25 protein-coding genes are annotated in these 23,748 nt (G+C 67.9%); 9 read left to right on the top strand and 16 right to left on the bottom strand.

Annotated features, from left to right (window positions below; translation table 11 throughout):
• Nucleotides 1-36: 36 nt before the first annotated feature.
• Nucleotides 37-636: a cysteine hydrolase family protein gene (locus AB4120_RS14535; protein WP_149135623.1), complete on the bottom strand. Its 600-nt coding sequence runs from the start codon at nt 634-636 to the stop codon at nt 37-39.
• Between the two features lie 100 nt (nt 637-736).
• Here AB4120_RS14535 and AB4120_RS14540 point away from each other — a divergent pair, with 100 nt between their 5' ends.
• Nucleotides 737-1,585 carry a LysR family transcriptional regulator gene (locus AB4120_RS14540; protein ID WP_149135622.1) on the top strand — a complete coding sequence of 283 codons (849 nt, stop codon included), beginning with the start codon at nt 737-739 and terminating at the stop codon, nt 1,583-1,585.
• Nucleotides 1,586-1,814: 229 nt separating this feature from the next.
• Nucleotides 1,815-3,821, top strand: coding sequence for a sensor domain-containing diguanylate cyclase (locus AB4120_RS14545; protein WP_262389566.1), 2,007 nt, complete (start codon nt 1,815-1,817; stop codon nt 3,819-3,821).
• Nucleotides 3,822-3,886: 65 nt separating this feature from the next.
• Here the strand turns inward: AB4120_RS14545 and AB4120_RS14550 are convergent, their stop codons facing one another.
• From AB4120_RS14550 to AB4120_RS14575, 6 genes are all read right to left on the bottom strand, one after another.
• Nucleotides 3,887-5,614: an ABC transporter substrate-binding protein gene (locus AB4120_RS14550; RefSeq protein ID WP_149137482.1), complete on the bottom strand. Its 1,728-nt coding sequence runs from the start codon at nt 5,612-5,614 to the stop codon at nt 3,887-3,889.
• A 66-nt stretch (nt 5,615-5,680) separates the two neighbouring features.
• Complete coding sequence (locus tag AB4120_RS14555; RefSeq protein WP_149135621.1) at nt 5,681-5,989, bottom strand: DUF2160 domain-containing protein; 309 nt, start codon at nt 5,987-5,989, stop codon at nt 5,681-5,683.
• Nucleotides 5,990-6,019: 30 nt separating this feature from the next.
• Nucleotides 6,020-6,847: a carbohydrate ABC transporter permease gene (locus AB4120_RS14560; RefSeq protein WP_441642461.1), complete on the bottom strand. Its 828-nt coding sequence runs from the start codon at nt 6,845-6,847 to the stop codon at nt 6,020-6,022.
• On the bottom strand, nt 6,840-7,724 hold the full coding sequence (locus AB4120_RS14565) for a carbohydrate ABC transporter permease (protein WP_144201823.1): 885 nt from the start codon (nt 7,722-7,724) through the stop codon (nt 6,840-6,842). The genes AB4120_RS14560 and AB4120_RS14565 overlap by 8 nt, the downstream gene beginning before the upstream one ends.
• On the bottom strand, nt 7,721-8,830 hold the full coding sequence (locus tag AB4120_RS14570) for an ABC transporter ATP-binding protein (protein WP_441642462.1): 1,110 nt from the start codon (nt 8,828-8,830) through the stop codon (nt 7,721-7,723). The genes AB4120_RS14565 and AB4120_RS14570 overlap by 4 nt, the downstream gene beginning before the upstream one ends.
• A 1-nt stretch (nt 8,831) precedes the next feature.
• Nucleotides 8,832-9,950 (bottom strand): ABC transporter ATP-binding protein, encoded by a 1,119-nt coding sequence (locus AB4120_RS14575; protein WP_149135619.1) that lies wholly within the window; start codon nt 9,948-9,950, stop codon nt 8,832-8,834.
• 181 nt (nt 9,951-10,131) lie between these two features.
• Here AB4120_RS14575 and AB4120_RS14580 point away from each other — a divergent pair, with 181 nt between their 5' ends.
• The gene (locus AB4120_RS14580; protein ID WP_186296958.1) at nt 10,132-10,902 is read left to right on the top strand and encodes a DeoR/GlpR family DNA-binding transcription regulator; all 771 of its coding nucleotides are present in this window, start codon (nt 10,132-10,134) and stop codon (nt 10,900-10,902) included.
• Between the two features lie 85 nt (nt 10,903-10,987).
• Here AB4120_RS14580 and purU read toward each other — a convergent pair whose 3' ends face one another.
• Nucleotides 10,988-11,854 (bottom strand): formyltetrahydrofolate deformylase, encoded by an 867-nt coding sequence (purU, locus tag AB4120_RS14585; RefSeq protein WP_144201831.1) that lies wholly within the window; start codon nt 11,852-11,854, stop codon nt 10,988-10,990.
• 65 nt (nt 11,855-11,919) lie between these two features.
• Nucleotides 11,920-12,792, bottom strand: coding sequence for a DUF4743 domain-containing protein (locus AB4120_RS14590; protein ID WP_441642463.1), 873 nt, complete (start codon nt 12,790-12,792; stop codon nt 11,920-11,922).
• A gap of 45 nt (nt 12,793-12,837) precedes the next feature.
• Here AB4120_RS14590 and glpK point away from each other — a divergent pair, with 45 nt between their 5' ends.
• Genes glpK through AB4120_RS14605 form a run of 3 tightly spaced genes read left to right on the top strand, consistent with a single transcriptional unit; the run spans nt 12,838 to nt 16,504 of the window.
• Nucleotides 12,838-14,379, top strand: coding sequence for a glycerol kinase GlpK (gene glpK, locus AB4120_RS14595; protein ID WP_441642464.1), 1,542 nt, complete (start codon nt 12,838-12,840; stop codon nt 14,377-14,379).
• Nucleotides 14,380-14,431: 52 nt separating this feature from the next.
• A complete protein-coding gene (locus AB4120_RS14600) occupies nt 14,432-16,060 on the top strand; it encodes a glycerol-3-phosphate dehydrogenase/oxidase (protein WP_441642465.1) in 1,629 nt (542 codons plus the stop codon).
• A 60-nt stretch (nt 16,061-16,120) separates the two neighbouring features.
• A complete protein-coding gene (locus AB4120_RS14605) occupies nt 16,121-16,504 on the top strand; it encodes a hypothetical protein (protein WP_144201839.1) in 384 nt (127 codons plus the stop codon).
• Between the two features lie 44 nt (nt 16,505-16,548).
• On the opposite strand, the gene AB4120_RS14610 is transcribed toward AB4120_RS14605, so the two are convergent.
• From AB4120_RS14610 to AB4120_RS14625, 4 genes are all read right to left on the bottom strand, one after another.
• Nucleotides 16,549-16,827: a hypothetical protein gene (locus tag AB4120_RS14610; RefSeq protein ID WP_144201841.1), complete on the bottom strand. Its 279-nt coding sequence runs from the start codon at nt 16,825-16,827 to the stop codon at nt 16,549-16,551.
• Nucleotides 16,828-16,891: 64 nt separating this feature from the next.
• Nucleotides 16,892-17,116 (bottom strand): hypothetical protein, encoded by a 225-nt coding sequence (locus AB4120_RS14615; protein WP_441642466.1) that lies wholly within the window; start codon nt 17,114-17,116, stop codon nt 16,892-16,894.
• 89 nt (nt 17,117-17,205) lie between these two features.
• The gene (locus AB4120_RS14620; protein WP_149135617.1) at nt 17,206-17,628 is read right to left on the bottom strand and encodes a YXWGXW repeat-containing protein; all 423 of its coding nucleotides are present in this window, start codon (nt 17,626-17,628) and stop codon (nt 17,206-17,208) included.
• A 141-nt stretch (nt 17,629-17,769) separates the two neighbouring features.
• Nucleotides 17,770-17,985, bottom strand: a complete 216-nt coding sequence (locus AB4120_RS14625) for a hypothetical protein (protein ID WP_144201847.1) — start codon at nt 17,983-17,985, stop codon at nt 17,770-17,772.
• Nucleotides 17,986-18,032: 47 nt separating this feature from the next.
• Between AB4120_RS14625 and AB4120_RS14630 the strand changes: the two genes are divergently transcribed.
• Together AB4120_RS14630 and AB4120_RS14635 are read left to right on the top strand one after the other, a co-directional pair.
• Complete coding sequence (locus tag AB4120_RS14630) at nt 18,033-18,668, top strand: YfiR family protein (RefSeq protein ID WP_149135616.1); 636 nt, start codon at nt 18,033-18,035, stop codon at nt 18,666-18,668.
• A complete protein-coding gene (locus tag AB4120_RS14635; protein WP_149135615.1) occupies nt 18,665-19,903 on the top strand; it encodes a diguanylate cyclase domain-containing protein in 1,239 nt (412 codons plus the stop codon). Before AB4120_RS14630 ends, AB4120_RS14635 begins: the two co-directional genes overlap by 4 nt.
• 24 nt (nt 19,904-19,927) lie before the next feature.
• On the opposite strand, the gene AB4120_RS14640 is transcribed toward AB4120_RS14635, so the two are convergent.
• From AB4120_RS14640 to AB4120_RS14650, 3 genes are read right to left on the bottom strand one after another with little or no spacing between them, the layout of a single operon-like run.
• Entirely contained in the window at nt 19,928-20,203 is a 276-nt protein-coding gene (locus AB4120_RS14640; RefSeq protein WP_144201851.1) for a hypothetical protein, read from the bottom strand.
• Nucleotides 20,204-20,260: 57 nt separating this feature from the next.
• Nucleotides 20,261-21,112, bottom strand: coding sequence for a D-amino acid aminotransferase (locus tag AB4120_RS14645; RefSeq protein ID WP_441642538.1), 852 nt, complete (start codon nt 21,110-21,112; stop codon nt 20,261-20,263).
• A gap of 32 nt (nt 21,113-21,144) precedes the next feature.
• Complete coding sequence (locus AB4120_RS14650) at nt 21,145-21,429, bottom strand: hypothetical protein (protein WP_149135614.1); 285 nt, start codon at nt 21,427-21,429, stop codon at nt 21,145-21,147.
• Between the two features lie 69 nt (nt 21,430-21,498).
• Between AB4120_RS14650 and bcsB the strand changes: the two genes are divergently transcribed.
• The gene (gene bcsB, locus AB4120_RS14655) at nt 21,499-23,748 is read left to right on the top strand and encodes a cellulose biosynthesis cyclic di-GMP-binding regulatory protein BcsB (RefSeq protein WP_441642539.1); all 2,250 of its coding nucleotides are present in this window, start codon (nt 21,499-21,501) and stop codon (nt 23,746-23,748) included.

Below are 23,748 nucleotides of genomic sequence, written 5' to 3' on the forward strand. Positions count from 1 at the left end.
CCGTCACTGGACCCGGACGCCGGGTCCGGCTCCCCCTTATTGCCAGACCGAGGCGTCCGGCACCACCGTGGCGAAACGGTCATTCAGCGCCGCCAGCGTAACCCGATGCAGCTCGGCGGCCGCCAGCGGCTCCCCGCCGAGCGGATCTGGCAGGTCCCGCGTGGCGCAGGCGTTGGCCACGAGCGTGACGCGGTAGCCATGGTCGAGCGCCGAGCGCACGGTGGCGCTGACGCACATATGAGTCTGGAAGCCGGCCACGATCAGTTCCTTGCTACCCAGGGCAGCCAGCCGGGCGGCCAGCTCGGTGCCGGCGAAGCTGTTCGGCAGTTGCTTGACCACGGTTTCCTCGCCGGGCGCCGGCTGGAGCCCTTCGATAATGGCGGCATACGGGCCCGCCGGATCGAACGCGCCGCCGGCCTTGCCGTGATGCACCACGTGGATCACCGGCGTGCCGTGGGCGCGGGCGCGCGCGAGCAGGTCGGCGCAGGCCGGCACGGCCTCGGGCATGCCGGTCAGCGGCAGCTTGCCATCGATGTATTCGCGCTGATGGTCGATCAGGATCAGCACGGCGGCTTCCCAGGCGGCGGGGGTGCGGCTGGCACCGGCGGCATCGAGCAGCGTGAAGGGCGCGGACATGGGGCGGTTCTCCTTGTAGTTCGGGATACGTGGGTTGGCTATGCACGCAGCGTAGGGCAGGCTATGCTGTGCGCCAATTCGCCACGAACTCACACTCACTGTGCAAAAAAGCACAATCTCCTGGGACGACCTGCTCACGCTCTCCACGCTGATCCGGGCCGGCAGCTATTCGGCCTGCGCGCGGGAGCTGGACATTACTCACGCCACGGCAATCCGCCGCATCCGCCGGCTGGAGGCCGCGCTGGGCAAACCCGTGGCCACGCGCACCGATGGCACCTTCGTGCTGACCAGCGTGGGCCGCAACGCGCTGACGGCGGCGCGGCAGATGGAGCAATCGGCCGACCGCCTGCTGCGCGAGATGGAAGGCGCGAGCGCGGGGGTGTCCGGCGTGGTCCGCGTGGCAACCACGGCCGCGCTGGGCAGCGACTACCTGACGCCCCGGCTGCCGTCGCTCTACGCGCAGAACCCGGACATGGAGGTCCGGCTGGAGGTGGACAACCGCGTCACCAGCCTTGCGCGGCGCCGCGCCCATATCGCCGTGCGGCTGAACCGCCCGCACGAGGGCGAACTGGTGGCCCAGCGCGCCGGTACGCTGCGGTTCGGGCTCTATGCCTCCGCGCGTGCGCCGGTGGCCGACGACGCGCCGCTGTGCGGCCTGCTCGACGAAGGCTTCACGCTGCCCGAAGTGGCGTGGCCGCAGTCGCTCGGCCGGCCGTTCGCGTTCCAGTCCAACAGCCTGCTTGCGGTGCGTGCCGCCGTACGCGCGGGGCTCGGCATCGCCCTGCTGCCCCACTTCCTCGCCCACGACGACCCGGCGCTGCAACGGGTGCGCGAGGTGCCCGAGGTGGAGCGCGAGATCTGGCTCGCCTACCCCGCCGAATTCCGGGGCGCCTCGCGCTTCCGGCCCGTGATCGACTGGCTGGCGGACAACCTCGCCGACTGCCCTTAACGCCACAGCGCGCCCCCCGGGCCCGCGGCCTCCTGTTGCATCGGCACGACCCACGCGGCGCATGCGCCACCTCGTGTGGCATGCCGCACCAGATTCCAGCAATGGCCGCCCGGCGCGGGCCGGTGGTCTGCTACGCTACGAATCGGTTGCCAACCAAGGGGCGGGGGTTATGGATCACAGCCCGGCAGCCGATAAAAACGGGTTCAGTGCAAATACCAAGAAGAGATTCATGCGGCACTCCTTGAAGTACCGGATGGCGATCGCCGCAGCCGGCGTGGTCACGCTCATTCTCGTGACGCGCGCCTGCTACGCCCAGTTCTATGCCTATGAAAGCCTGAGGACGCTGCTTCAGGCGCAGCAGGACACGCTGGTCAAACTGGTCGCCGGCCAACTCGACGAAAAACTCGAATCCCGCGAAGTGGTGCTGCGCCGCCTCGCGCGCACCTTGTCGCCCCATCTGGACGCAACCCCGCGCCAGCAGTCGGCCATTGCCGCCGACACCGTGGACATGCCCGAAAGCTTCAACGCCGTGTTCCTGGCCCGCCCGGACGGCACGCTCGCGTTCAGCACCGCCGTACCGGAAGGCGTGAAGATGACCGTGGGCGAGCGCGACTACTTCCGCGCCATCGAGCGCGGCGCCTCGTTCGCCGTGTCGGACCTGCTCCAGGGCAAGCACAGCGCCGCGCCGGGCGTCATCCTCGCCGTGCCGATGCGCGATGCGGCCGGTGACCTGCGCGCTGTGGTGGGCGGCGTGCTGAACCTGTCGGCCAGCAACTTCCTGCGCGAACTGGCGCACAGCCGTGTAGGCGTGACTGGCTACTACTGCCTCGTCTCCTCCGGCGCCAATCCGCGCTACGCGCTGCACCCCGAGGCGGACCACGTGCTGGCGCCGGCCCGGGCCATCGGCGAGACATGCGGCGCCGAGCAGCCCGCGTCCGAGTGGGAAGCCCTCTGGCCAACCCAGCCCATCGTCTCGCGCTATTTGCTGTCGTCGAACGGCTGGGAGGTGGTGGCCGTGCTGCCAGCCGAGGAAGCCTATGCGCCGCTGATCGACGTGCGCAAGCGCACGCTGTTGATCGGCCTCATTTCCCTGGTGGTTACCGCCGCGCTGATGTGGCTGGTGATTCGCCGCCTGCTCGCCCCGCTCGAGCATCTGCATCGCACGGTGCGCCAGTTGGCGATGCAACCCACCGCCGTCTCGGACCTGCCGGTACGGCGGGACGACGAGATTGGCGAACTGGCCGGCTCGTTCGCCGAGGTGCTGCACCAGCTCTCCGAGCGCGAGGCCGCGCTGAAGGCCGCCAAGGACCGCGCCGCCGCCAGCGAGAAGCGGATCGAGGCGATTGCCAACCATGTGCCGGACTTCGTGGCGTTCATCGACGTCAACGAGCGCTTTGCCTTCGTGAACCAGGCCTACGCGCGCCACTTCGGCCTGCCCGCCGACCAGGTGGCCGGACTGTCGCTGCGCGAACTGTGGGGCACACCTGAATATGTGGCGAATGCGCCCTACCTTGAGGAGGCCCGCAGCGGCCGCGTGATCACCTTCACGCGCGAAGCGGCCGATGGGCTGGCGTGGGAGGTGACCTACCAGCCTGCGTGGAACGACGCGCAGGACACGGTGTCCGGCCTGCACATGTTCGCCCGCGACGTGACCGGGGAGCGCCAGAAGCTGCGCTCGCTGGAGGCGCAGACGCTGTCCGACCACCTGACCGGCCTGCTCAACCGCAAGGGCTTCGACCGCCGGCTCAACGAGACCATGGCCCGCGCCGATGCGGGCGGCCACCGCGCGGCGCTGCTGCTGGTAGACCTGGACGACTTCAAGGCGGTGAACGACACCTACGGCCATCCGGTGGGCGACCGCCTGCTGGTGTCCTTCGCCGAACGGCTCGCCACCTGCGTGCGCAAGGGTGACGCAGTGGCGCGCATCGGCGGCGACGAATTCGCCATCATCCTGGACAACGTGTCGAACCCGGCCACCGTGGAGCGGATCGCCCAGACCGTGGTGCAGGCCGCGCTGCGGCCCTTTGTCGTGGACGGCCTCACGCTCGTCTCCACTGCCAGCGTGGGCAGCGCCATCCATCGCCCGGATACGGGCTCGTCAGTCAGCGAACTGTTCATGCGTGCCGACATGGCGCTCTACGAAGCCAAGCGCCACGGCAAGGCCCGCCATGCGGCGCCGAACTGCGCGCCGGTGGGTGCCCCGACCTCCCCGGCCGGCGCGATGTCCGGAACCTGAAACGGAATGGTGGCGCCCCAACCGCTGGCGCCACCGTCCCTTCCCCCTACCGATTTACCGGTGCATCACCGCACGCGGCCTTCCTTCCACGCCTGGAGCAGCTTGTCATAGGCGATGGTTTCGCCCTTCGGCTTCTCGTTGTCCAGCTTCTTCCAGGGCGCGTGCTCGGTGCTCAGCCACTTGGCCGGGTCGCTCTTGGGGTTCAGCTTGGGCGCGCAGTTGGTCATGCCGGCGCGCTGGAGCCGCGCCATCACCTGATCCATCTCCTCGGCCAGGTTGTCCATGGCCGCCTGCGGCGTCTTCTCGCCCGTCACCGCCGTGGCCACGTTCTTCCACCAGAGCTGGGCCAGCTTCGGGTAGTCGGGCACGTTGGTCCCCGTCGGCGTCCAGGCCACGCGGGCCGGGCTGCGATAGAACTCGATCAGGCCGCCGTACTTGGCCGCGTTCTTGGTCAGGTAGTCGGTGTTGATGTCGCTCTCGCGGATAAAGGTCAGGCCCATCAACGACTTCTTCAGCGAGACCGACTTCGCCGTCACGAACTGGGCGTAGAGCCACGCGCCCGCGAGGCGGTTGGGGTCGGTGTTCTTGAAGAAGGTCCAGGAGCCCACGTCCTGATAGCCGTTCTGCATGCCCTGCTTCCAGTACGGGCCGTACGGCGACGGCGCCATGCGCCACTTGGGCGAGCCATCGGCATTCACCACCGGCAGGCCCTTCTTGGTCATGTCCGCCGTGAAGGCGGTGTACCAGAAGATCTGCTGGGCGATCTGGCCCTGCGCGGGCACCGGGCCAGCTTCGGAGAAGGTCATGCCCATGGCCTGCTGCGGCGCGAACTTCTTCATCCAGTCGATGTACTTGGTCAGCGCGTAGACCGCCGCCGGGCTGTTGGTAGCGCCGCCGCGCGAAACCGAAGCGCCTACCGGCGTGCACTTGTCCTCCGCCACGCGGATGCCCCACTCGTCCACCGGCATGCCGTTGGGCAGGCCCTTGTCGGCGGTGCCGGCCATCGACAGCCACGCGTCCGTGAAGCGCCAGCCCAGCGAGGGGTCTTTCTTGCCGTAGTCCATGTGGCCGTAGACCTTCTTGCCGTCCAGTTCCTTCACGTCGTTGGTGAAGAAGTTGGCGATGTCCTCGTAGGCGGACCAGTTGGTCGGCACGCCCAGGTCATAGCCGTACTTGGCCTTGAACTTGTCCTGCAGGTCCTTGCGGGCGAACCAGTCGGCGCGGAACCAGTACAGGTTGGCGAACTGCTGGTCGGGCAGCTGGTACAGCTTGCCGTCCGGCGCCGTGGTGAACTTGGTGCCGATGAAGTCCTTCACGTCGAGGCCGGGATTGGTGAACTCCTTGCCGGCGCCGTTCATATAGTCGGTCAGCGGCAGGATCGCGCCATAGCGGTAGTGGGTGCCGATCAGGTCGGAATCGGAGATCCAGCCGTCGTAGATGGACTTGCCGGACTGCATCGACGTCTGGAGCTTCTCCACCACGTCGCCTTCCTGGATCAGGTCGTGGTTGACCTTGATGCCGGTGATCTCCTCGAACGCCTTGGCCAGCGTCTTGGACTCGTATTCATGGGTGGTGATGGTTTCCGACACCACGTTGATCTGCGTCACACCCTTGGCCTTGAGCTTGGCGGCGGCGTCGATGAACCACTTCATCTCGGCCATCTGCTTGTCCTTGGCCAGCGACGACGGCTGGAACTCGTTGTCTACCCACTTCTTCGCGGCGGCCTCGTCGGCTCGCGCCCCGCCGCATGCCAGCGTGGCCGCTATGGCCAGGGCCGACATCCCCAACTTCACGTGCACTTTCATCAGTGTCTCCTCTTGGAATGATGGAACGGCAACGACTACGCGCACCGGCAGGCATCAGCCACGGCGCATGACCACAAGCAGCACCACGGCCGCAATGGCCGCACTGATCCAGATCGACGGTTCCTCCGCCAGCCCGAACCAGGTCTGCATCTTCTCGCCCAGCCCTACCCAGGCCAGGTTGATCCACGCGGCGAACATCAGCCCGATGAACAGCCGGTCGCCGCGCGTGGTGGCAATCGGCAGGAAGCCCTTGCGCATGACCGTGGGGGAGCGGGCCTCCCAGACCGTCATGCCGATCAGCATCACCACCACCAGCGCGAAGAACACCGCCACCGGGGTGGTCCAGACCATCCAGCTCAACATGTGACGAACTCCTCTCTTTTGCCCGGCCCGCTACACGCGGCCCATGGCGAAGCCCTTGGCGATGTAGTGCCGCACGAACCAGATCACGATGGCGCCCGGCACGATGGTCAGTACGCCGGCAGCGGCCAGCACGCCCCAGTCCATGCCGGAGGCCGATACCGTGCGGGTCATGGTGGCGACGATCGGCTTGGCATTGACCGAGGTCAAGGTCCGTGCCAGCAGCAGCTCCACCCAGCTGAACATGAAGCAGAAGAACGCCGCCACGCCCACCCCGGCCTTGATCAGCGGCAGGAAGATGGTCAGGAAGAAGCGCGGGAAGGAGTACCCATCCACATAGGCGGTCTCGTCGATCTCGCGCGGCACGCCGGACATGAAGCCTTCCAGGATCCAGACCGCCAGCGGCACGTTGAAGACCAGATGCGCCAGCGCCACGCCGAGGTGGGTGTCCATCAGCCCGATGGTGGTGTAGAGCTGGAAGAACGGCAGCAGGAACACCGCTGGGGGGGTCATGCGGTTGGTCAGCAGCCAGAAGAACACGTGCTTGTCGCCGATGAACTGGTAGCGGGAGAACGCGTAGGCCGCCGGCAGCGCCACGCTGATCGAGATCACCGTGTTCATGGCGACGTAGATCAGCGAGTTGATGTAGCCGGAGTACCAGGAGGCATCGGTGAAGATGGTGCGGTAGTGCTCCAGCGTGAACGAGGCCGGCCAGAGCGACAGCGTGGTCAGGATCTCCTCGTTGGTCTTGAACGACATGTTGACCATCCAGTAGATCGGCACGATGGCGAACAGCAGGTAGACCACAAGAAACACCGGCCGCCACGCTCCGGCCCGGTTGCTGGCGTGTTGACTAGCCATGGGGCACCTCCTCCCCGCCGGACGTGCCGGCGCGCTGCATCCAGTTATAGAGGATGAAACAGGTCAGCAGGATGATCAGGAAATAGACAATCGAAAATGCCGCCGCCGGCCCCAGGTCGAACTGGCCCACCGCCTTCTGGGTCAGGTACTGGGAGAGGAAGGTAGTGGCGTTGCCCGGCCCGCCGCCGGTCAGCACGAAAGGCTCGGTGTAGATCATGAAGCTGTCCATGAAGCGCAGCAGCACGGCAATCATCAGCACGCCGCGCAGCTTGGGCAGCTGGATGTAGCGGAACACGGCGAAGCGGGAGGCCCCGTCGATCTGGGCGGCCTGGTAGTAGGCGTCCGGAATCGCGCGCAGCCCCGCGTAGCAGAGCAGCGCCACCAGCGGGGTCCAGTGCCAGACGTCCATCACCAGCACCGTGACCCAGGCATCCACCGCGCTGCCCGTGTAGTTATAGTCGAATCCCATCGCCTCCAGGGTGGCGCCGAGCAGGCCGATGTCGGTGCGGCCGAAGATCTGCCAGATCGTGCCGACCACGTTCCACGGAATCAGCAGCGACAGCGCGATGATGACCAGCACCGCCGAGGCCCGCCAGCCCTTGGCCGGCATGGCCAGCGCCAGCAGGATGCCAAGCGGGATCTCCACCAGCAGCACGGCCAGCGAGAAGCCAAGCTGGCGGATCAGGGCGTCGTGCAGTTCGGCGTCGCGCAGCACGGTGCGGAACCATTCCGTGCCGACGAACACGCGGCGCTCCGGCGAGATGATGTCCTGCACCGAGTAATTGACGATGGTCATCAGCGGCAGGATGGCGGAGAACGCCACGCACAGCACCACGGGCAGCACCAGCAGCCAGGCCTTCTGGTTGACGGGCTTCATTGGACCAGTTCCTCGTTGATATAGAAGCAGGTGTGGCGGTTGAACACCGAGAGCCACGCCGTGTCCCCGGGGGCCAGGCTGGCCGCCTCGGTGCCGAGCCGGGCGCGCAGGGTGCCGCCAGCCTGCTCGCCCTCCCCCGCCACCGTGCCGGTCACGAGCCAGTACGTGCCGATATCCTGCGCGCGCGTCACGCGCATGGGCATGGCCTGGGGGTCGTCGGGAGCGGCCAGTTGCAGGTACTCGGGCCGCACGCCCACCTTGAAGGCGCCAGCGCCTGCCAGCGCGGCGGCAATGCCCGCCGGCAGCTCCGGCATATAGCGGCACCCGGCCACCTCGATGGCGCCGTTGCGCCACGTGCCCGGCAGGAAGTTCATGCCCGGCGAGCCGATGAAATTGCCGACGAAGGTATGCGCGGGCCGTTCGAACAGCGCATCGGCGGCGCCCACCTGCACCGCCTTGCCGCGCGACATCACCACCACCTGGTCGGCGAAAGTCAGCGCCTCGGTCTGGTCGTGCGTCACGTAGATCAGCGTCAGCCGGAATTCGTGGTGGATCTCCTTGAGCTTGCGCCGCAACTGCCATTTCAGGTGCGGATCGATCACGGTCAGCGGCTCGTCGAACAGGATCGCCGAGACGTCCTGCCGCACCAGCCCGCGCCCGAGCGAGATCTTCTGCTTGGCGTCCGCCGCCAGCCCGCTCGCGCGGCGGTCCAGCGAGGCCGAGAGGTCTAGCATTTCGGCGATTTTGCCGACCCGCTCCTTGACCTGGGCCGCCGGCACACCGCGATTGCGCAGCGGAAAGGCCAGGTTCTCGCCGACGGTCATCGTGTCGTAGATCACCGGAAACTGGAATACCTGGGCGATGTTGCGCGCCTGTGGCGTGGCGGCGGTCACATCGCGGCCGTCGAACTGGATCGTGCCCTGCGAGGGCCGCAGCAGGCCCGACACGCAGTTCAGCAGCGTGGTCTTGCCGCAGCCTGAGGGCCCGAGCAGCGCGTAGGCGCCGCCATCCTCGAAGGTGAAGCGCAGCGGCAGCAGCGCGTAATCCTCATCGGTCTTCGGTTCGGCGACGTAGGAATGGGCGAGGTCGAGGTCGATCCTGGCCATCTCAGCCACCCGTCTCGGAGATGGGCGTGCTGACCACATCGGCCAGCGCGCCGGGCCGCTGGGGCGCGTGGATGCGCAGGCCGGCGGCGTCGAACAGGTAGAGATGGGCCGGTTCCAGATGCAGGGAGAGCGGCGCACCGAGTTGCAGGTCGAGCACGCCGGCGAACTGCGCGACCAGGTTGCCCATCGCCGTATCGAGGTGGACGAAGGTGTCGGAGCCGGACAGTTCGGCCAGCGCCACCTTGCCCGGCACGGCCACCGCGCCAGGTACGGCGGCCAGCCGCAGGGCGGCGGCGCGCACGCCCACGGTGACCGGGCCATCGGGCGCCTGCACCTCGGGGAGCGGAATCACGATGTTCCCGGCCAGCGTCACGCGGCCCGCTTCCAGCCGGCCTTCGACGAGGTTCATCGGCGGATCGCTGAAAGCCCGCGCCACGCGCAGCGAGGCGGGATAGTGGAAGACCTCGGGGGTCGGGCCGTACTGGAGCAGTTCGCCGGCATCGAGTACCGCCGTGTAGCCGCCCAGCAGCAGCGCCTCGGCCGGCTCGGTGGTGGCGTAGATGACGGTGGCGTCGCCATGGGCGAAGAGCTGGGTCAGTTCCTCGCGCAATTCCTCGCGCAGCTTGTAGTCGAGGTTGACCAGCGGCTCGTCCAGCAGCATCAGCGGCGCGTTCTTGGCCAGCGCCCGGGCCAGCGCCACGCGTTGCTGCTGGCCGCCGGACAGCTCCGCCGGGTAGCGCGCCAGCAGGTGGTCGATGCGCAGCCGGCCGGCTATCGCGCGGACCTGGCTGTCCAGTTCCGGCCCGCGCACATTGCGCAGCCGCAGCGGCGAGGCGATGTTGTCGAAAACGGTGAGCGAGGGGTAGTTGATGAACTGCTGGTAGACCATCGAGACATTGCGCTCGCGCACCGGCACGCCGGTCACGTCGGCCCCGTCGGCCAGCACCCGGCCCGCGCTGGGCTTGTCCAGCCCCGCCATGACCCGCATCAGCGAGGTCTTGCCCGCCTGGGTGGCCCCAAGGAGTATGGTCACGGCCCCGCGCACAGGCGCCAGTGACATCGGATAAAGATAGGCTTGCGATCCCACCTGCTGCGCAACGCCGTCCAGGCTCAGTTGCATCCGGTCTCCATCGGTTCGATTCGTGTTCGAACTGCATTGATGTGCTTGATCGATCACAATCAGAACCGTGACCGAGGGGCACTATTCATGGCATCCCGCTCGTTTTAGCAAATAAACGAACACAAAACAATCGTGCAGTGCATCATTTGTTTTCGTTTGTGTTTGAACTAGAATGCGGCACATGACGCTCAATCCCCGCCAGACCGCCCTGCTCGAGGAAGTCCGCAACCAGGGCTTTGCCTCCATCGACGAACTCGCGCGCAAGTTCGGCGTGACGCTGCAAACCGTGCGGCGCGATGTGAATCTGCTGGCGGAAAACGGCATGCTCGCGCGTTTTCATGGCGGCGTGCGGATGGATGGGTCCACCACCGAGAACATCGCCTACCGGCAGCGGCAGGTGCTGCATGCCGAGGGCAAGGTGCGCATCGCGCGGGCCGTGGCGGCGGCGGTGCCGGAGGGCTGCTCGCTGATCCTGAACATCGGCACCACGGTGGAGGAAATTGCCCGCGCGCTGATCCATCATCGCGGGCTACGCGTCATCACCAACAACCTGCACGTGGCCAATATCCTGGCCGACAACCCCGATTGCGAGGTCATCGTGGCCGGCGGCGTGCTGCGCTCGCGCGACCGGGGCATCATCGGCGAGGCCACGGTGGAGTTCATCCGCCAGTTCAAGGTCGATATCGGCCTGATCGGCATCTCGGGCATCGAGACCGACGGCACGCTGCGTGACTACGATTTCCGCGAGGTGAAGGTGGCGCGCACGATCATGGAACACTCGCGCGAGGTGTGGCTGGCGGCGGATGCCAGCAAGTTCAACCGTCAGGCGATGGTGGAACTGGCACCGCTCTCCAGCATCGACCGCCTGTTCACGGACGAGCCGCTCCGGCCGCCGTTCGTGCAGATGCTGGCGGACAGTGGAGTGAATTGTGTGGTGGCGGACGGGGAATGAGGCGGGGGGTGGGACGGCGGCGTGCTTGCCAGCCACCGCCCCACCCCCCCGGCCCCTCTCCCAGAAGGAGAGGGAAGAATCCCGTTTACTTGAAGACGACGGTCTTGTGGCCGTTCACCAGGATGCGGTGTTCGGCGTGCCACTTGACGGCGCGGGCCAGCGCCACGCATTCCACGTCGCGGCCCACGGCGGTCAGCTGCTCGGGGTCCATGCTGTGGTCCACGCGCTCGATTTCCTGCTCGATGATCGGGCCTTCGTCGAGGTCGGCCGTCACGTAGTGCGCGGTGGCGCCAATCAGCTTCACGCCACGGTCGTGCGCCTGGTAGTACGGCTTGGCGCCCTTGAAACTCGGCAGGAAGGAATGATGGATGTTGATCGCGCGGCCGGCCAGCTTGCGGCACAGGTCGTCGGACAACACCTGCATGTAGCGCGCCAGCACCACCAGGTCGATGTTCTGGTCGCGCACCACCTCGAACACGCGCGCTTCCTGCGCGGCCTTCTGCTCGGCAGACGCGTTCATCAGCGGCAGGTGGAAGAACGGCACGTCGTACGACGCGGCCAGCTGGTAGAAGTCACGATGGTTCGAGACGATCGCGGCGATCTCCACCGGCAGGCCACCGGCCTTGGCACGGAACAGCAGGTCGTTCAGGCAGTGGCCGATCTTGGACACCATGATCATCACGCGCGGCTTCGCGGTGGCGTCGAACACCTCCCACTGCATGCCGAACTGGTCACCGACCGGTGCGAAGGCCTGGCGCAGCGTGGCCAGGTCCGGGCCGCCGGCAGCGGGCATGAAATGCACGCGCATGAAGAAACGGCCCGTGAATTCGTCGCCGTACTGGTCAGAATCGACAATATTGCAGCCGTGCTGGAACAGCAGGCCGGAAACGGCATGAACAATGCCCGGTTGGTCCGGGCACGAGAGGGTAAGGATAAATCCGGTGGCGCTCATCGTAAGCAAGGGCAAATCGTAATGTGGCAGGCCGGCACCGCGATGCGCAGCGAGGCTGGCGCGGGTCAGGCTGGGGGCGCGCTGGGCGTCCAGCCGCGCCGGATAAGCGTATCCAGCGTCACCAGCGTGGCATCCACGGTCATGGCGCGGTCCGCCATGATAGCAAGCAATGCACCCGGCTCGATACGCCGGTGCTCGGCCACCTCCCCGTCGCGGTTGACCGGCACGAAATCCGGCGGCAGCGTTAGGTCATATATATATACGTGCTCCCACTGCACGCCCTCGGGAATCTCGCGCCGCACCTCGATCACGCCGTGGGGCGCGGCCCGGCCCGCCAGATCGGGCGGAATGCCCGATTCCTCGTCGCACTCACGGATCAGCGTCTCGAGCGGATGGCTGCCGTGGGGCATGCCGCCGGCCACGAGGTTGTCCCACATGCCGGGATCGACCGCTTTGCTCTCGCTGCGGCGGGAAATCCACATCGCCCGCTCGCCGGCGATGATCCCGTTCATGTGCGAGGCGAAGGTCAGCAGCCCCAGGAAGCGCGCCGCGGCACGTTCCACCACGGCGAACGCCGGCGCGGCGAGGGTCGGGGTGACCGCGAACAGTTCGTTGCGCCAGCCGCGCACGTGGCCGGCGTCGGCCAGTTGCCGCGCCAGCGTGGCCAGCGCCGCGCTGCGGGTCTCGAAGGTCGTGCAGGCCGGGAGCAGCGTTACAGCGTCTGGTACATCAGACACATCAGGATCGGCCGGCGGGCCATCGCCCAGCATGCCGGGGATGCGCCGCAGGACGTCCGCATGCCTGCGGGGAATCCACCCCACCTGCTGCCCGGCCACGGTGAGCCGCAGGTGGGCGGCGGGCTCGAACGGGCTGCGCGCGGTCACGCCGGCGCGCACCACACTCACGATTTCTGACGGTTGGAACAAGGATTCGGCCATGGCAGCGATGTCTGGCCGGCAAACCCGGCCGCAATTCAATTCCGGATGGAACGCATGACCCCGACGCCTTCATCGCAGCAGCCCCAGTACGTGCTGGCCCTCGACCAGGGCACCAGCAGCTCGCGCGCCATCCTGTTCGATCACGCTGGCAATGTGGTGCGGATCGCCCAGCGCGAGTTCCGGCAATATTATCCGCATCCCGGGCACGTCGAGCACGATCCCTATGAAATCTGGCAGTCGCAGCTGGCCGTGGCCCACGCGGTGCTGGCCGATGCCGGCGTGAGCGGCACCCAGATCCGCGCCATCGGCATCACCAACCAGCGCGAGACCACCGTGCTGTGGGACCGCAAGACCGGCGAGCCGGTAGGCCGCGCGCTGGTCTGGCAGGACCGCCGCACCGCGCCGATGTGCGAGGCGCTGCAGGCCGCCGGCCACGGCGACACCTTCCAGCAGAAGACCGGCCTGATCATCGACGCCTATTTCTCCGGCACCAAGCTGCGCTGGATGCTCGACCACTATGAAGGCGCCCGCGCCCGCGCAGAACGCGGCGAGCTGGCCTTCGGCACCGTCGATAGCTGGCTGATCTGGCAGTTGACCGATGGCGCGCGCCATGTGACAGATGTGTCGAATGCATCAYGCACGCTGCTGTTCAACATCCACAATTTCCGCTGGGACGACGAACTGCTGGGCCTGCTCGACATTCCACGCAGCCTGCTGCCCGACGTGGCGCCCTCCAGCGGCGAGGTAGCGCGCACCTCTGCCCGGCTGTTCGGCACCGAGATCCCCATCGCCGGCATCGCCGGAGACCAGCAGGCGGCCACCTTCGGCCAGGTCTGCTTCTCGCCCGGCATGGCAAAGAACACCTACGGCACCGGCTGCTTCATCCTGATGAATGCCGGGAGCCAGCCCGTGACCTCGCACAACCGGCTGCTGACGACGATTGGCTGGCAGATCGGCAACGACACGCAGTATTGCCTCGAAGGCGGCGTGTTCATGGGCGGCGCCACGATCCAGTGGCTGCGCGACGGCCTGAAGCTGATCCAGAGCGCGCCCGAGGTGGAGCCGCTCGCACGCCAGTGCGAGGACACCGGCGGCGTGGTGCTGGTGCCGGCCTTTGCCGGGCTCGGCGCGCCGCACTGGGACCCGTTCGCGCGCGGCACCATCGTCGGCATCACGCGCGGCACGGGCGGGCCGCATATCGCCCGCGCCGCGCTGGAATCGATCGCCCTGCAAAGCGTGGATGTGCTCGACGCCATGCAGAAGGACGCCGGCATTGCGCTGGCCGAGCTGCGGGTGGATGGCGGCGCCTCGCGCAGCGACCTGCTGATGCAGATGCAGGCCGATCTGCTCGGCACGCCAGTGGTACGCCCGCGCGTGACCGAAACCACCGCGCTGGGCGCCGCCTATCTGGCGGGGCTGGCGACCGGCTACTGGGCCGATACCGAGGAGATTGCGCGCCAGTGGCAGGTGGAGCATCGCTTCGAGCCGCGCCTCTCCGCCGATGAGCGCGGGCAACGGCTGGCCCGCTGGCACCGCGCCGTGGACCGCGCCCGCGACTGGGCGCGCGATGACGCCCCATCCGCCTGACCGCCCTATCCATCGTCAAATTTCTTTGAAATTCGATTTGCACCGAACCACCATGCCCACACCCGTCACCCCCATCCAGCCACCCTCGCGCGCCGCCCTGCTCGATACCCTGCGGCGCGAGGCCCGCTGGGACGTCATCGTCATCGGCGGCGGCGCCACCGGGCTCGGCACGGCCGTGGACGCCGCGGCGCGCGGCTATCGCACCCTGCTGCTGGAGGCAGCCGACTTCGCCAAGGGCACCTCGAGCAAGGCCACCAAGCTGGTGCACGGCGGCGTGCGCTACCTCGCCCAGGGCAATATCAGCCTGGTGCGCGAGGCGCTGCACGAGCGCGGCCTGCTGGCCCGCAACGCCCCGCACCTGGTCTGGCCGCTGGGCTTCGTGGTGCCGGCCTACCAGATGTTCGACCAGCCGTTCTACGGTATCGGCCTCAAGGTGTACGACATGCTGGCGGGCAGCCTGAACCTGTCCGGCAGCCGCTGGCTGAACCATCGCGAGACACTGGAGGCCGCCCCCACGCTGGCCGAGCACGTCGGCGGCCGGCCACTGCGTGGCGGCAACCTCTACTTCGACGGCCAGTTCGACGATGCACGGCTGGCCGTGGCGCTGATGCGCACGCTGTTCGACGTGGGTGGCACGGCGGTCAACTACATGCGCGTGACCGGGCTCTCGCAGAAAAACGGCGTAATCACCGGCGTGACTGCGCAGGATGCGCTCGACGGCAACGGCAGCGGCAACCGCGAAGGCGGCGAGACCTTCGCGCTGCGTGCGGACTGCGTGATCAATGCCACCGGGGTGTGGGTCGATGCGGTGCGGCAGATGGAAGACGGCCAGGCGCGGACCATGGTGGCGCCGAGCCAGGGCGTGCACCTGACCATCCCGCGCAGCTTCCTGCCCGGCGACCGCGCGATCCTGATTCCGAAGACCGATGACGGCCGGGTGCTGTTCGTCGTGCCCTGGAACGGCCACACCATCGTCGGCACCACCGACACGCCGCGCCACGACCTGCCGCTGGAGCCCCGCGCGGGCGCCGACGACGTCGATTTCATCCTGGAGACAGCGGCGCGCTACCTGTCCCGCGACCCCACGCGCGCCGACGTGACCAGCGTCTGGGCGGGGCTGCGGCCGCTGGTCAAGGCGACTGGGGAGGCCTCCACCGCGTCGCTGTCGCGCGAACATACGATCCTGGTGTCGAAGGCGGGCCTGATCACGGTCACCGGCGGCAAGTGGACCACCTATCGCAAGATGGCCGAGGATGTGGTGGAAACGGCGATCCAGCGCCAGTTGCTGCGCGCGGCGCCGGGCCGCACGGCCGATCTGCCGCTGCATGGCGCCACCGGCCTGCCGGCGGACCTGCCCGCGCCGGGCTCCGGGTCGCCAGACCGCTACTACGGCGCCGACCTGCCGCTGGTACGCGCCCTGCCCGGCGCCGACATCCTGGTCGTGCCCGAAACCGGCCTGACCGAGGCCCACGTGCGCTTTGCCGCCCGCCACGAACTGGCGCGGCGCGTGGAAGACGTGCTGGCGCGCCGCAACCGCGCGCTGTTCCTGGACGCCCGCGCGGCACTGGCCGGCGCCCCGCGCGTGGCCGCCATCCTGGCCGAGGAACTCGGGCACGACGCCGCCTGGCAGGCGCGCGAGCTGGAGAGCTTTGCGGCACTGGCGAAGGGGTACCTGCTATAAAGGCGCGGCTGGCGCAGAGACTTGGGCGATAATGCCGGGTATCGCATCACGGAGAACACCATGGACGAGATTGACGATCTGTCCGATCTGCCGATGCCCCGGTTCATCTGGGGCTTCGCTGTCATCGCCGGCAAGGGCGGCGAGATCATGCATGACGAATTCGAATATCTGACCCACACGCGCAGCCCGCGCTTCACGTGCCGTGTGGTGGAGCTGGAGGACATGCCGGCGGACAGCGAGGAGTCCGGCATCGACGGCCGCCTCGTGCATTACGACGAGCCGGACCGCCTGTTCTACATCACCGACGCCGGGCTGGCGCTGGTGAACTTCCAGCTGTTCGATAACTTGCCCGAGAAAGGCAAGCTCAAGAAGGTCTGCGACGAAGCCATCACCAACTGGCTGCTGCGCCGCGATTTCCTCGACGACGAGGAAGACGAAGGCTGAGCCTTCAGCGCCCCTCTTCCGCAGGGAGAGGGGCCACCCCAACCTCAGGCGGTCATCCCCGCCAGCCCCTTTTCCAGCACCTCGGCCACCAGGCCATTCATGCCTCCCGGGTGCTCCTTGGCCAGTTCCTGCAGCCGCGCCGCCAGTTTCCCTTCCAGCTTGCATGCAAACGGCACCAGGCCGGCCTGCTGGTCGAGCTTGCGCTGCTCGCGCCGGGCCAGCGTTGCCGCCTGACCCACGCCACCGCCACGCACCGCCGCCGCGTGCTTCATGTCATGGGCGATCTTGAGGCCTTTGTTCTTTTCCAGGTCCGTCTTCTTCACGGGAATTTGTCCGAGGGGGATTGAGTAAGGGCGCCATTGTACCGGGGCAGGCCAGGTAGCCGGTTTATTCCGGCTGCACCGTGATCAGGCCCGACGCCACGCGTTCGATCTCGCAATAGACCGGCAGCGCCTCCAATGGCCCGGTGCAGCCCACGCCCGAGGCCTGGCTCGCATCCGCGCCCGGGGGCAGGAACACGAACGCCATGCCCGGCTGCCAGCCCGGGTGCCGGCGCAGGCTGTCATTGAGGATGTCGAGATACTGCGCACGCGAGAAGACCTGCTTTGCCATGTCTCATGCCTCCGGGGTGGAACAATCTCGCGGAAATCCTAGCATGGCGCCCCGCGCGGCAGTTACCGCATGATGAGAAGACCGGCGAATCAGCACTCGCCCTTCTTGGCGTGACCCGGCGGGCAGCCCTTGCCGCCCTTGTCCTTGTGCTTGCCATGGTCGCCCGGCCCCGGGCTCCAGCGCTCCGGCTGCATCACCCAGCCATTGCTCGCCTCCACCCAGCGCGGCGCCTCGTAGACATAGCCGGGCCGCTCCGGCGCCCACTTGCCCTGCCTCCATTTGTGCTTGTGGCCGCGGTCATCCCAGGCCCAGTAGCCCGGCTGCCAGACGTAGCCGGCGCGCGGCGCGGGCACGGCCTCGTAGATCGGGGCCGGCGGCGGGGTGCCAATGCCGATATTGATATTGACCTGCGCCATCGCCGCCGGCGCAAACGCCAGGGTGGCAGCGAGCAGCGTGGCGCCCGTCATGGCGCGGACGAGACGGCGTTGGAACTTGTCTTGAAGCTCGGGCATTCCCTCTCCTTCTATCTGTCTTCGGGGTTTCGATGGCAAATGGGCGGCAGCCGACACGGCCCCGCGCGGGGCCCGGCTTGAGAAAGGGTATCGGAAAACGATGCGGCGTGACAGTCACCGGACACGCCGGATGGACGGGTGTCAGTGATCGGCGGCCATCGCCTTGAGCTGGGCGTCGCCCGCCACGCGTGCGGCGTCAGCCGTGGTGAACGTGTCGTCGGACACAATGGTGCGCCGGACCTGCTGGGCGCCGAAGTCCACCAGCGCAATGATCCAGACATAGCGCCCTGCCTGCGGCGCGGTCTGCACGAACGCCTTCACCTGCCCTTTTTGTTGCGATTGGGATTCGGTCGCCATGGTGCCCTCCGTGGACAAACGCGTTCAAACGACTCTAGCACATCCACATGGACGCGCCGGCTACAGTTTTGCCGGCCCCGTGCCGACATCCCAAGGGACCCCAACCGCCCTCGTCCGTGCCGCGCGCCTTCTCTCCGCCCCTCCTGCTGCCTGCCCTGCCGATGCTCGCCGCGCTGCTGCTGGCCACGCCCCGGCTGGCTGCGCACGACCTGGCCCCGGCCGCCCCGGCGCTGCCGCGTCCGGAGGCGGTGGCGCGCGTGGTCATGGGCCTGCTCGGTTATGCGCGCTGGCCCGTCGAGCGCGACGCCCTACGGCTTTGCGTAGACCCCGTCGCGCGCTATGCCGGCAAGCTGATGGAGGGCGGCGCGCTCTCCACGGGCCGGCTGGTTGCCGCCCGGCAGATGGACCCCATGGCCGGCAACCCGGCGCCCGACTGCGACGCGCTCTATGTCGGCGCGATGTCCGCCCCACGCCGCGAGAAAATCTCCGCCGACGTGACTGGCCACCCGGTGCTGGTCATCGCGGAGGAAGACTTCGAATGTGATGCCGGAAGCATGTTCTGCCTCAACATCCGCGAGCGGCACGTTTCCTTCCGTGTCAATCTCGATGCCCTCGGCCGCAGCGGCATCCACATCCACCCCGGCGTGCTGCAACTGGGCCGCCGCAAGGCGCCGGCATCATGACGCGCGCTGCCCGGCCGTCGCTCTATGGCACCCTGCGCCGCTTCCACCTGAGCGTGGCGCTGATCGCCGTGTTCACCGCCGGCACCACGCTCACCGGCCTGGGCCTGACCGCGCTGCGCGCCTATGCCGACCACAACCTGCGGCTGGTGGCGCGCTCCATCGCCTATACCGTGGAGGCACCGATCGTGTTCCGCGACGAAGCCGCCGCCGCCGAGACCCTGGCGATGATCGCCACCGGCGAGGACCTCACCGCGGTCTGGATCTTCGACCGCGACAGCCAGCCGGTGGCCAGCTGGCACCGCCATGGTTCGTCGCGCTTCCCGGCCCTGCGCCAGTTCGTCCGGGACCTGCTGACCTCGGGCCCGGTGGACCAGCCGGTCTTCCACGAGTCCCAGCAGGTGGGCAGCGTGCGCGTGATCGGCGACCCCGTGGCGCTGCTCCATTTCCTGCTCAAGGGCATGCTCGGGCTGATGGCCTGCCTGCTGCTGACGGCGGTGGGCGCGCACTACCTGTCCAGCCGCATGCTGGTGCACATCATCGACCCGGTGCGCAGCCTGATGCGCGTGGCCCATGCGGTGCGATCCGAACGCGCGTTCGGCCAGCGCGTACCGCCGGCGCGCATCGACGAACTCAACGCGCTGGGCGAGGATTTCAACGTGCTGCTCGATGAACTGGAGGCCTGGCAGGGCCAGTTGCAGCACGAGAACCGCTCGCTGGCGCACCGCGCCACGCACGACAGCCTGACCGGCCTGCTCAACCGCGCCGCCTTCACCGAGGCGCTCGACCAGGCCGTGCGCAGCGCGGCTGCCCTGGGCCAGCGCGTGGCCGTGCTCTATCTGGACAGTGACGATTTCAAGGGCATCAACGACCGCCACGGCCATGCCGTGGGGGACGCCGTGCTGGTGGGTATCGCCCAGCGCATCCGGGCCTGTCTGCGCGAGACCGACCGCGCGGCCCGGCTGGGCGGCGACGAATTCGCGGTGCTGCTGGGAAGCCTGCGTGAGGCCGACGACGCCGTGCTGACCGCCAAGCGCATCCTGGCGGCGATGACCGAGCCGTTCGGCACGGCGAGCGGGGAAAGCATCGGGGCGACGCTCAGTATCGGGGTGGCGGTCTATCCGGTGCACGCGCGCGGCGGCACCGCGCTGCTGCATGCGGCGGACGCCGCGATGTACGGCGCCAAGCGCCAGTCCGGCGCCACCTGGCGCTACGCGGAGGTGGTGGCGCCGGCCTGAGCCGGATCAGCGCCCCCGTCATCCTTAGTCGCCGAAGGGATTCGGCACGCTGGAGACCGGCTCGTCGGTCAGGTCGAACTCGTCCCGCACGTCATCGACGACATTGCGGATGGCGGCCTCGAAGCCGCGTGCATTGCCGAAGCGGGCCATGTCCCAGTTCCGGCCACGTCCATCGCGCGGGTGCGGCTGCGGGTCCGGCACCTGGATGTGTCGGCCCTCGTCGGCAATCTCGTCGATCTGCTGGACCCGCCGGCTCACCTCTTCCATGATGACGCGCCGGCTGCGCTCGCGCTTGGCCATGACTGGCCTCCTCTCGGTGGTTCGTCCGCGGCCATCCTAGCACGGGCGCGCCGTGCGTTATAGCGCCGCCTTGGCCGTCTGGTAGGCCGCGTAGAGGCGCTGGAACACCGGACCGGGCTTGCCATTGCCGATGGCGCGGCCGTCGAGCGTGACCACCGGCAGCAGTTCCTTGCTGGCCGACGACAGCATGACCTCGTCCGCCGCGAAGACCTCGTCGCGCGAGATGGGGCGCGACGTGAACGAAATATCCATCGCGGCGCAGAGTTCCTCCATCAGGCCGTAGCGGATGCCCTCCAGGATCAGGTTGTCCTTGGGCGGGGCCACCACGCGGCCCTGCTGCACCAGCCACACGTTCGACGCCGAGGCCTCGGTGAGCTGGCCGTCGCGGAACTGGATCGCCTCGGTCACGCCATTGGCGGCGGCTTCCTGCGCGGCCAGCACGTTGCCGAGCAGCGAGGTGGACTTGATCTGGCAGTTCAGCCAGCGGCGGTCTTCCATCGTCACGCAGGCCACGCCCTGCTCCACGGCCGACGCCGGCGGCAGCGCCATCGGATTGGTCATGATCAGCACGGTCGGCGTGACCGCTTCCTTCGGGAACGCATGTGCCCGCTTCGCCACGCCGCGCGTGACCTGCATGTAGACCATCTGGTCCGACAGGCCGTTGGCCTTGACCACGCGGCCGATCAGCGCGAGCCATTCGGCCTCTGTGTACGGATCGTCGATGCCGATGGCCGCCAGGCTGCGCTTCAAACGCGCCAGATGCTGCGCGCCCCGGAACGGCTTGCCGTTGTAGAGCGGAATCACTTCATAGATGCCGTCGCCAAAGATGAACCCGCGGTCGAGGACGGGAATGCGGGCTTCGGACAACGGGAGCAGTTCCCCGTTCAGGTAGACGATGGCTTCGGACATGGCGCGATGACGGCAATGAGGGTAGGAGATTGTCATTCTTCCACATGGCGATTCCTCCCCTTATGCAAAATGTGCATCGACACGGCGCCGAACGCATCCGCTTGATGGCAAACGCTTGACCCGTTGGCGCAAACAGGAGCCACTGATTTCAATGTTTTGCCCGAAGACGGCGCGGCGAATTGAATAATTTTTATTTCACGCCCGCCGCCCCGCGCCACCTCCCAATTCGCCGAAAACTGCGTGCTATATTCGCCACGCAGTAGCGTGAGCGCGGCGCTTCGGTCATCTTTGCGATGGTGCGGCTGCGCCACCTTCACAGGGCACTCGATATGATTCTTCTCGTGTCAGACCTGCGCTGTGGCGGCAAACGGCTTGCCATGCTGTGCATGACCGCATGTGCCGCGTCCGCGATGGCGCAAACGCCGGCCCCGGCGCCCACGGCATCGACGCCGGCTGCGGCCTCGACCCCGGCAGCCCCAGCAGCCCCGGCAGCCCCGGCACCGGGGCGCACCCAAGTGCTCACACTGGCCCAGATGGGCGCCGGCCAGCCCATCCCGCTACGCGGCGTGGACCCCGACCGCACGCTGAACATCGGCGTCCGCCTTGATGAAGTGGTCACGGTCGCCAGGCTCAAGCTGGTCTTCACGTACTCGCCCTCGCTGGTCTATCCGCTCTCGCACCTGAAGATCCGCCTCAACGATGAAGTGGTGGCCACCCTGCCGCTGGAGAAGGAGCAGGCGGGCCAGCAGATCACGCGCGAGATCGACCTTGACCCGCGCTACTTCACGGACTTCAACCGCCTGAACGTGCAGATGATCGCCCACTACACGGTCGATCACTGCGAAGACCCGTACCACTCCAGCCTCTGGGCAGACATCAGCCCCGCCACCACGCTGACGCTGACCAAGCTGCCCGTCACGCTGCCGGACAACCTGGCGCTGCTCCCCGCGCCGTTCTTCGACCGCCGCGACAACAGCCGCGTCACCGTGCCCTTCGTGCTGCCGGCCAATGCCGATGCCGCCACGCTGCGCGCGGCTGGCGTGGTGTCGTCCTGGCTCGGCGCGCTGGCCAGCTACCGGGAGCTACGCTTCCCGGCGCGCAGCCAGTTGCCCGCCGATGCCCACGCCATTGTCTTTGCGATGCCGAACGCGATGCCGGCGGGCATCCAGCTGCCCGAGATCCAGGGCGCCTCGGTCAGCGTGATGCCGAATCCAGCGAATCCGTCGCGCAAGCTGCTGGTGCTCGCCGGCCGCAATCCGCAGGAATTGCAGGTGGCGGCCAACGCGCTGGTGCTGGGCAAGGCCGCCATGGCGGGCAGCCGCGCGGGCGTGCAATCGGTGGAACTCGGCAAGCCGCGCAAGCCCTACGACGCACCGGCCTGGGCGCCGGTGGACCGCCCCGTGCTGTTCAAGGAACTCGTCACGGACCCGCAGCAGCTGCAGGTGGGCGGCGCCAGCCCCGATCCGATCCGGGTGAACCTGCGCGTGCCGGCCGACCTGTACGGCTGGAACGACCGCGCCGTGCCGATGAACGTGAGATACCGCTACACCGCGCCCTCCACCTATAACGACTCGGTGCTCAGCGTCGATATCAACGAGCAGCTGGTGCGCTCCTACCGGCTCAAGCCGCTGACCGCACAGAACGACGAGAGCCTGGTCAGCGTGCCGCTGATCTCGGGTGGCAGCGCGTCCGTCAGCAACGAGATCCTGATTCCCGCCTTCCGCGTGGGCAGCAACAACCAGATGCAGTTCCGCTTCCACATGGACTCGCAGAAGACCGGCCTGTGCGCGTCCTCGGCGGCCAACGTGGCGCGCGCGGCGGTCGATCCCGATTCGTCGATCGACTTCAGCGGCTTCTCGCACTACGCCGCACTGCCCAACCTCGCCTTCTTCGCCAACAGCGGCTATCCGTTCACCCGGCTGGCGGACCTGGCCGATACCGCCGTGGTCATGCCGGACGCCCCGAGCGCGCTGGACCAGGAGGCGATGCTGACGCTGCTCGGCCACATGGGCAAGTGGACCGGCCTGCCGGCGCTGCGCGTGGCGGTGGCGCCGGCCAAGGCCATCGACACCGTGAAAGATCGCAACCTGCTGATGGTGGGCACCGGCAGCGCGGGCGAGATCCTGGCGAGCTGGGGCAAGTCCCTGCCGATCCTGGTCCAGCGGGGCCGCACCGAGATCACCCTGCGCGACCAGCGTGGCGGGGCGTGGACCAACTGGCTCAGTGGCGAGGCAGACCACAACGTGTCGCCCGCCGGGCGCGCCATCCTCTCGGCCGATGGCCCGCTGGCGGCGCTGATCGGCTTCGAGTCGCCGTATCAGGCGCAGCGCAGCGTGGTCGCCGTGACCGCCACCGCGCCCGAGAACGTGCGCGATGTGCTCGATGTGCTCGAAGACGCCGGCAAGGTCGCCCAGATTCGCGGCGACCTCACCGTGGTCCGACAGCGCGAGGTGGAAGGGCTGCGCCTGGGCGAGCGCTACTACGTGGGCACCCTGCCCTGGTATGCGCGCGTGTGGGTGCGCATGGCGGACCACCCGGCGTTGCTGGCCATCGCCGGCATCGTGGCCGGGCTGCTGGTGGCACTGACCCTGTTCTGGGCGCTAGGCCGGATCGCGGCACGCCGCAACGGAGGGTGA

It is taken from the genome of Cupriavidus sp. 2KB_3 (genome assembly GCF_052115685.1).
GTDB lineage: Bacteria > Pseudomonadota > Gammaproteobacteria > Burkholderiales > Burkholderiaceae > Cupriavidus > Cupriavidus campinensis.

What these genes read in the sequence shown, in the direction of transcription:
- bcsB (WP_441642539.1), top strand. Translation starts at nt 21,499, where the DNA reads ATGACCGCATGTGCCGCGTCCGCGATGGCGCAAACGCCGGCCCCGGCG.
- AB4120_RS14600 (WP_441642465.1), top strand. Translation starts at nt 14,432, where the DNA reads ATGCCCACACCCGTCACCCCCATCCAGCCACCCTCGCGCGCCGCCCTG.
- AB4120_RS14640 (WP_144201851.1), bottom strand. Translation starts at nt 20,203, where the DNA reads ATGGCCAAGCGCGAGCGCAGCCGGCGCGTCATCATGGAAGAGGTGAGC.
- AB4120_RS14570 (WP_441642462.1), bottom strand. Translation starts at nt 8,830, where the DNA reads ATGGCCAGGATCGACCTCGACCTCGCCCATTCCTACGTCGCCGAACCG.
- AB4120_RS14635 (WP_149135615.1), top strand. Translation starts at nt 18,665, where the DNA reads ATGACGCGCGCTGCCCGGCCGTCGCTCTATGGCACCCTGCGCCGCTTC.
- AB4120_RS14555 (WP_149135621.1), bottom strand. Translation starts at nt 5,989, where the DNA reads ATGTTGAGCTGGATGGTCTGGACCACCCCGGTGGCGGTGTTCTTCGCG.
- AB4120_RS14630 (WP_149135616.1), top strand. Translation starts at nt 18,033, where the DNA reads ATGGACGCGCCGGCTACAGTTTTGCCGGCCCCGTGCCGACATCCCAAG.
- AB4120_RS14535 (WP_149135623.1), bottom strand. Translation starts at nt 636, where the DNA reads ATGTCCGCGCCCTTCACGCTGCTCGATGCCGCCGGTGCCAGCCGCACC.
- purU (WP_144201831.1), bottom strand. Translation starts at nt 11,854, where the DNA reads ATGAGCGCCACCGGATTTATCCTTACCCTCTCGTGCCCGGACCAACCG.
- AB4120_RS14545 (WP_262389566.1), top strand. Translation starts at nt 1,815, where the DNA reads ATGCGGCACTCCTTGAAGTACCGGATGGCGATCGCCGCAGCCGGCGTG.
- AB4120_RS14580 (WP_186296958.1), top strand. Translation starts at nt 10,132, where the DNA reads ATGACGCTCAATCCCCGCCAGACCGCCCTGCTCGAGGAAGTCCGCAAC.
- AB4120_RS14625 (WP_144201847.1), bottom strand. Translation starts at nt 17,985, where the DNA reads ATGGCGACCGAATCCCAATCGCAACAAAAAGGGCAGGTGAAGGCGTTC.
- AB4120_RS14620 (WP_149135617.1), bottom strand. Translation starts at nt 17,628, where the DNA reads ATGCCCGAGCTTCAAGACAAGTTCCAACGCCGTCTCGTCCGCGCCATG.
- AB4120_RS14575 (WP_149135619.1), bottom strand. Translation starts at nt 9,950, where the DNA reads ATGCAACTGAGCCTGGACGGCGTTGCGCAGCAGGTGGGATCGCAAGCC.
- AB4120_RS14615 (WP_441642466.1), bottom strand. Translation starts at nt 17,116, where the DNA reads ATGGCAAAGCAGGTCTTCTCGCGTGCGCAGTATCTCGACATCCTCAAT.
- AB4120_RS14645 (WP_441642538.1), bottom strand. Translation starts at nt 21,112, where the DNA reads ATGTCCGAAGCCATCGTCTACCTGAACGGGGAACTGCTCCCGTTGTCC.
- AB4120_RS14605 (WP_144201839.1), top strand. Translation starts at nt 16,121, where the DNA reads ATGGACGAGATTGACGATCTGTCCGATCTGCCGATGCCCCGGTTCATC.
- AB4120_RS14560 (WP_441642461.1), bottom strand. Translation starts at nt 6,847, where the DNA reads ATGGCTAGTCAACACGCCAGCAACCGGGCCGGAGCGTGGCGGCCGGTG.
- AB4120_RS14590 (WP_441642463.1), bottom strand. Translation starts at nt 12,792, where the DNA reads ATGGCCGAATCCTTGTTCCAACCGTCAGAAATCGTGAGTGTGGTGCGC.
- AB4120_RS14565 (WP_144201823.1), bottom strand. Translation starts at nt 7,724, where the DNA reads ATGAAGCCCGTCAACCAGAAGGCCTGGCTGCTGGTGCTGCCCGTGGTG.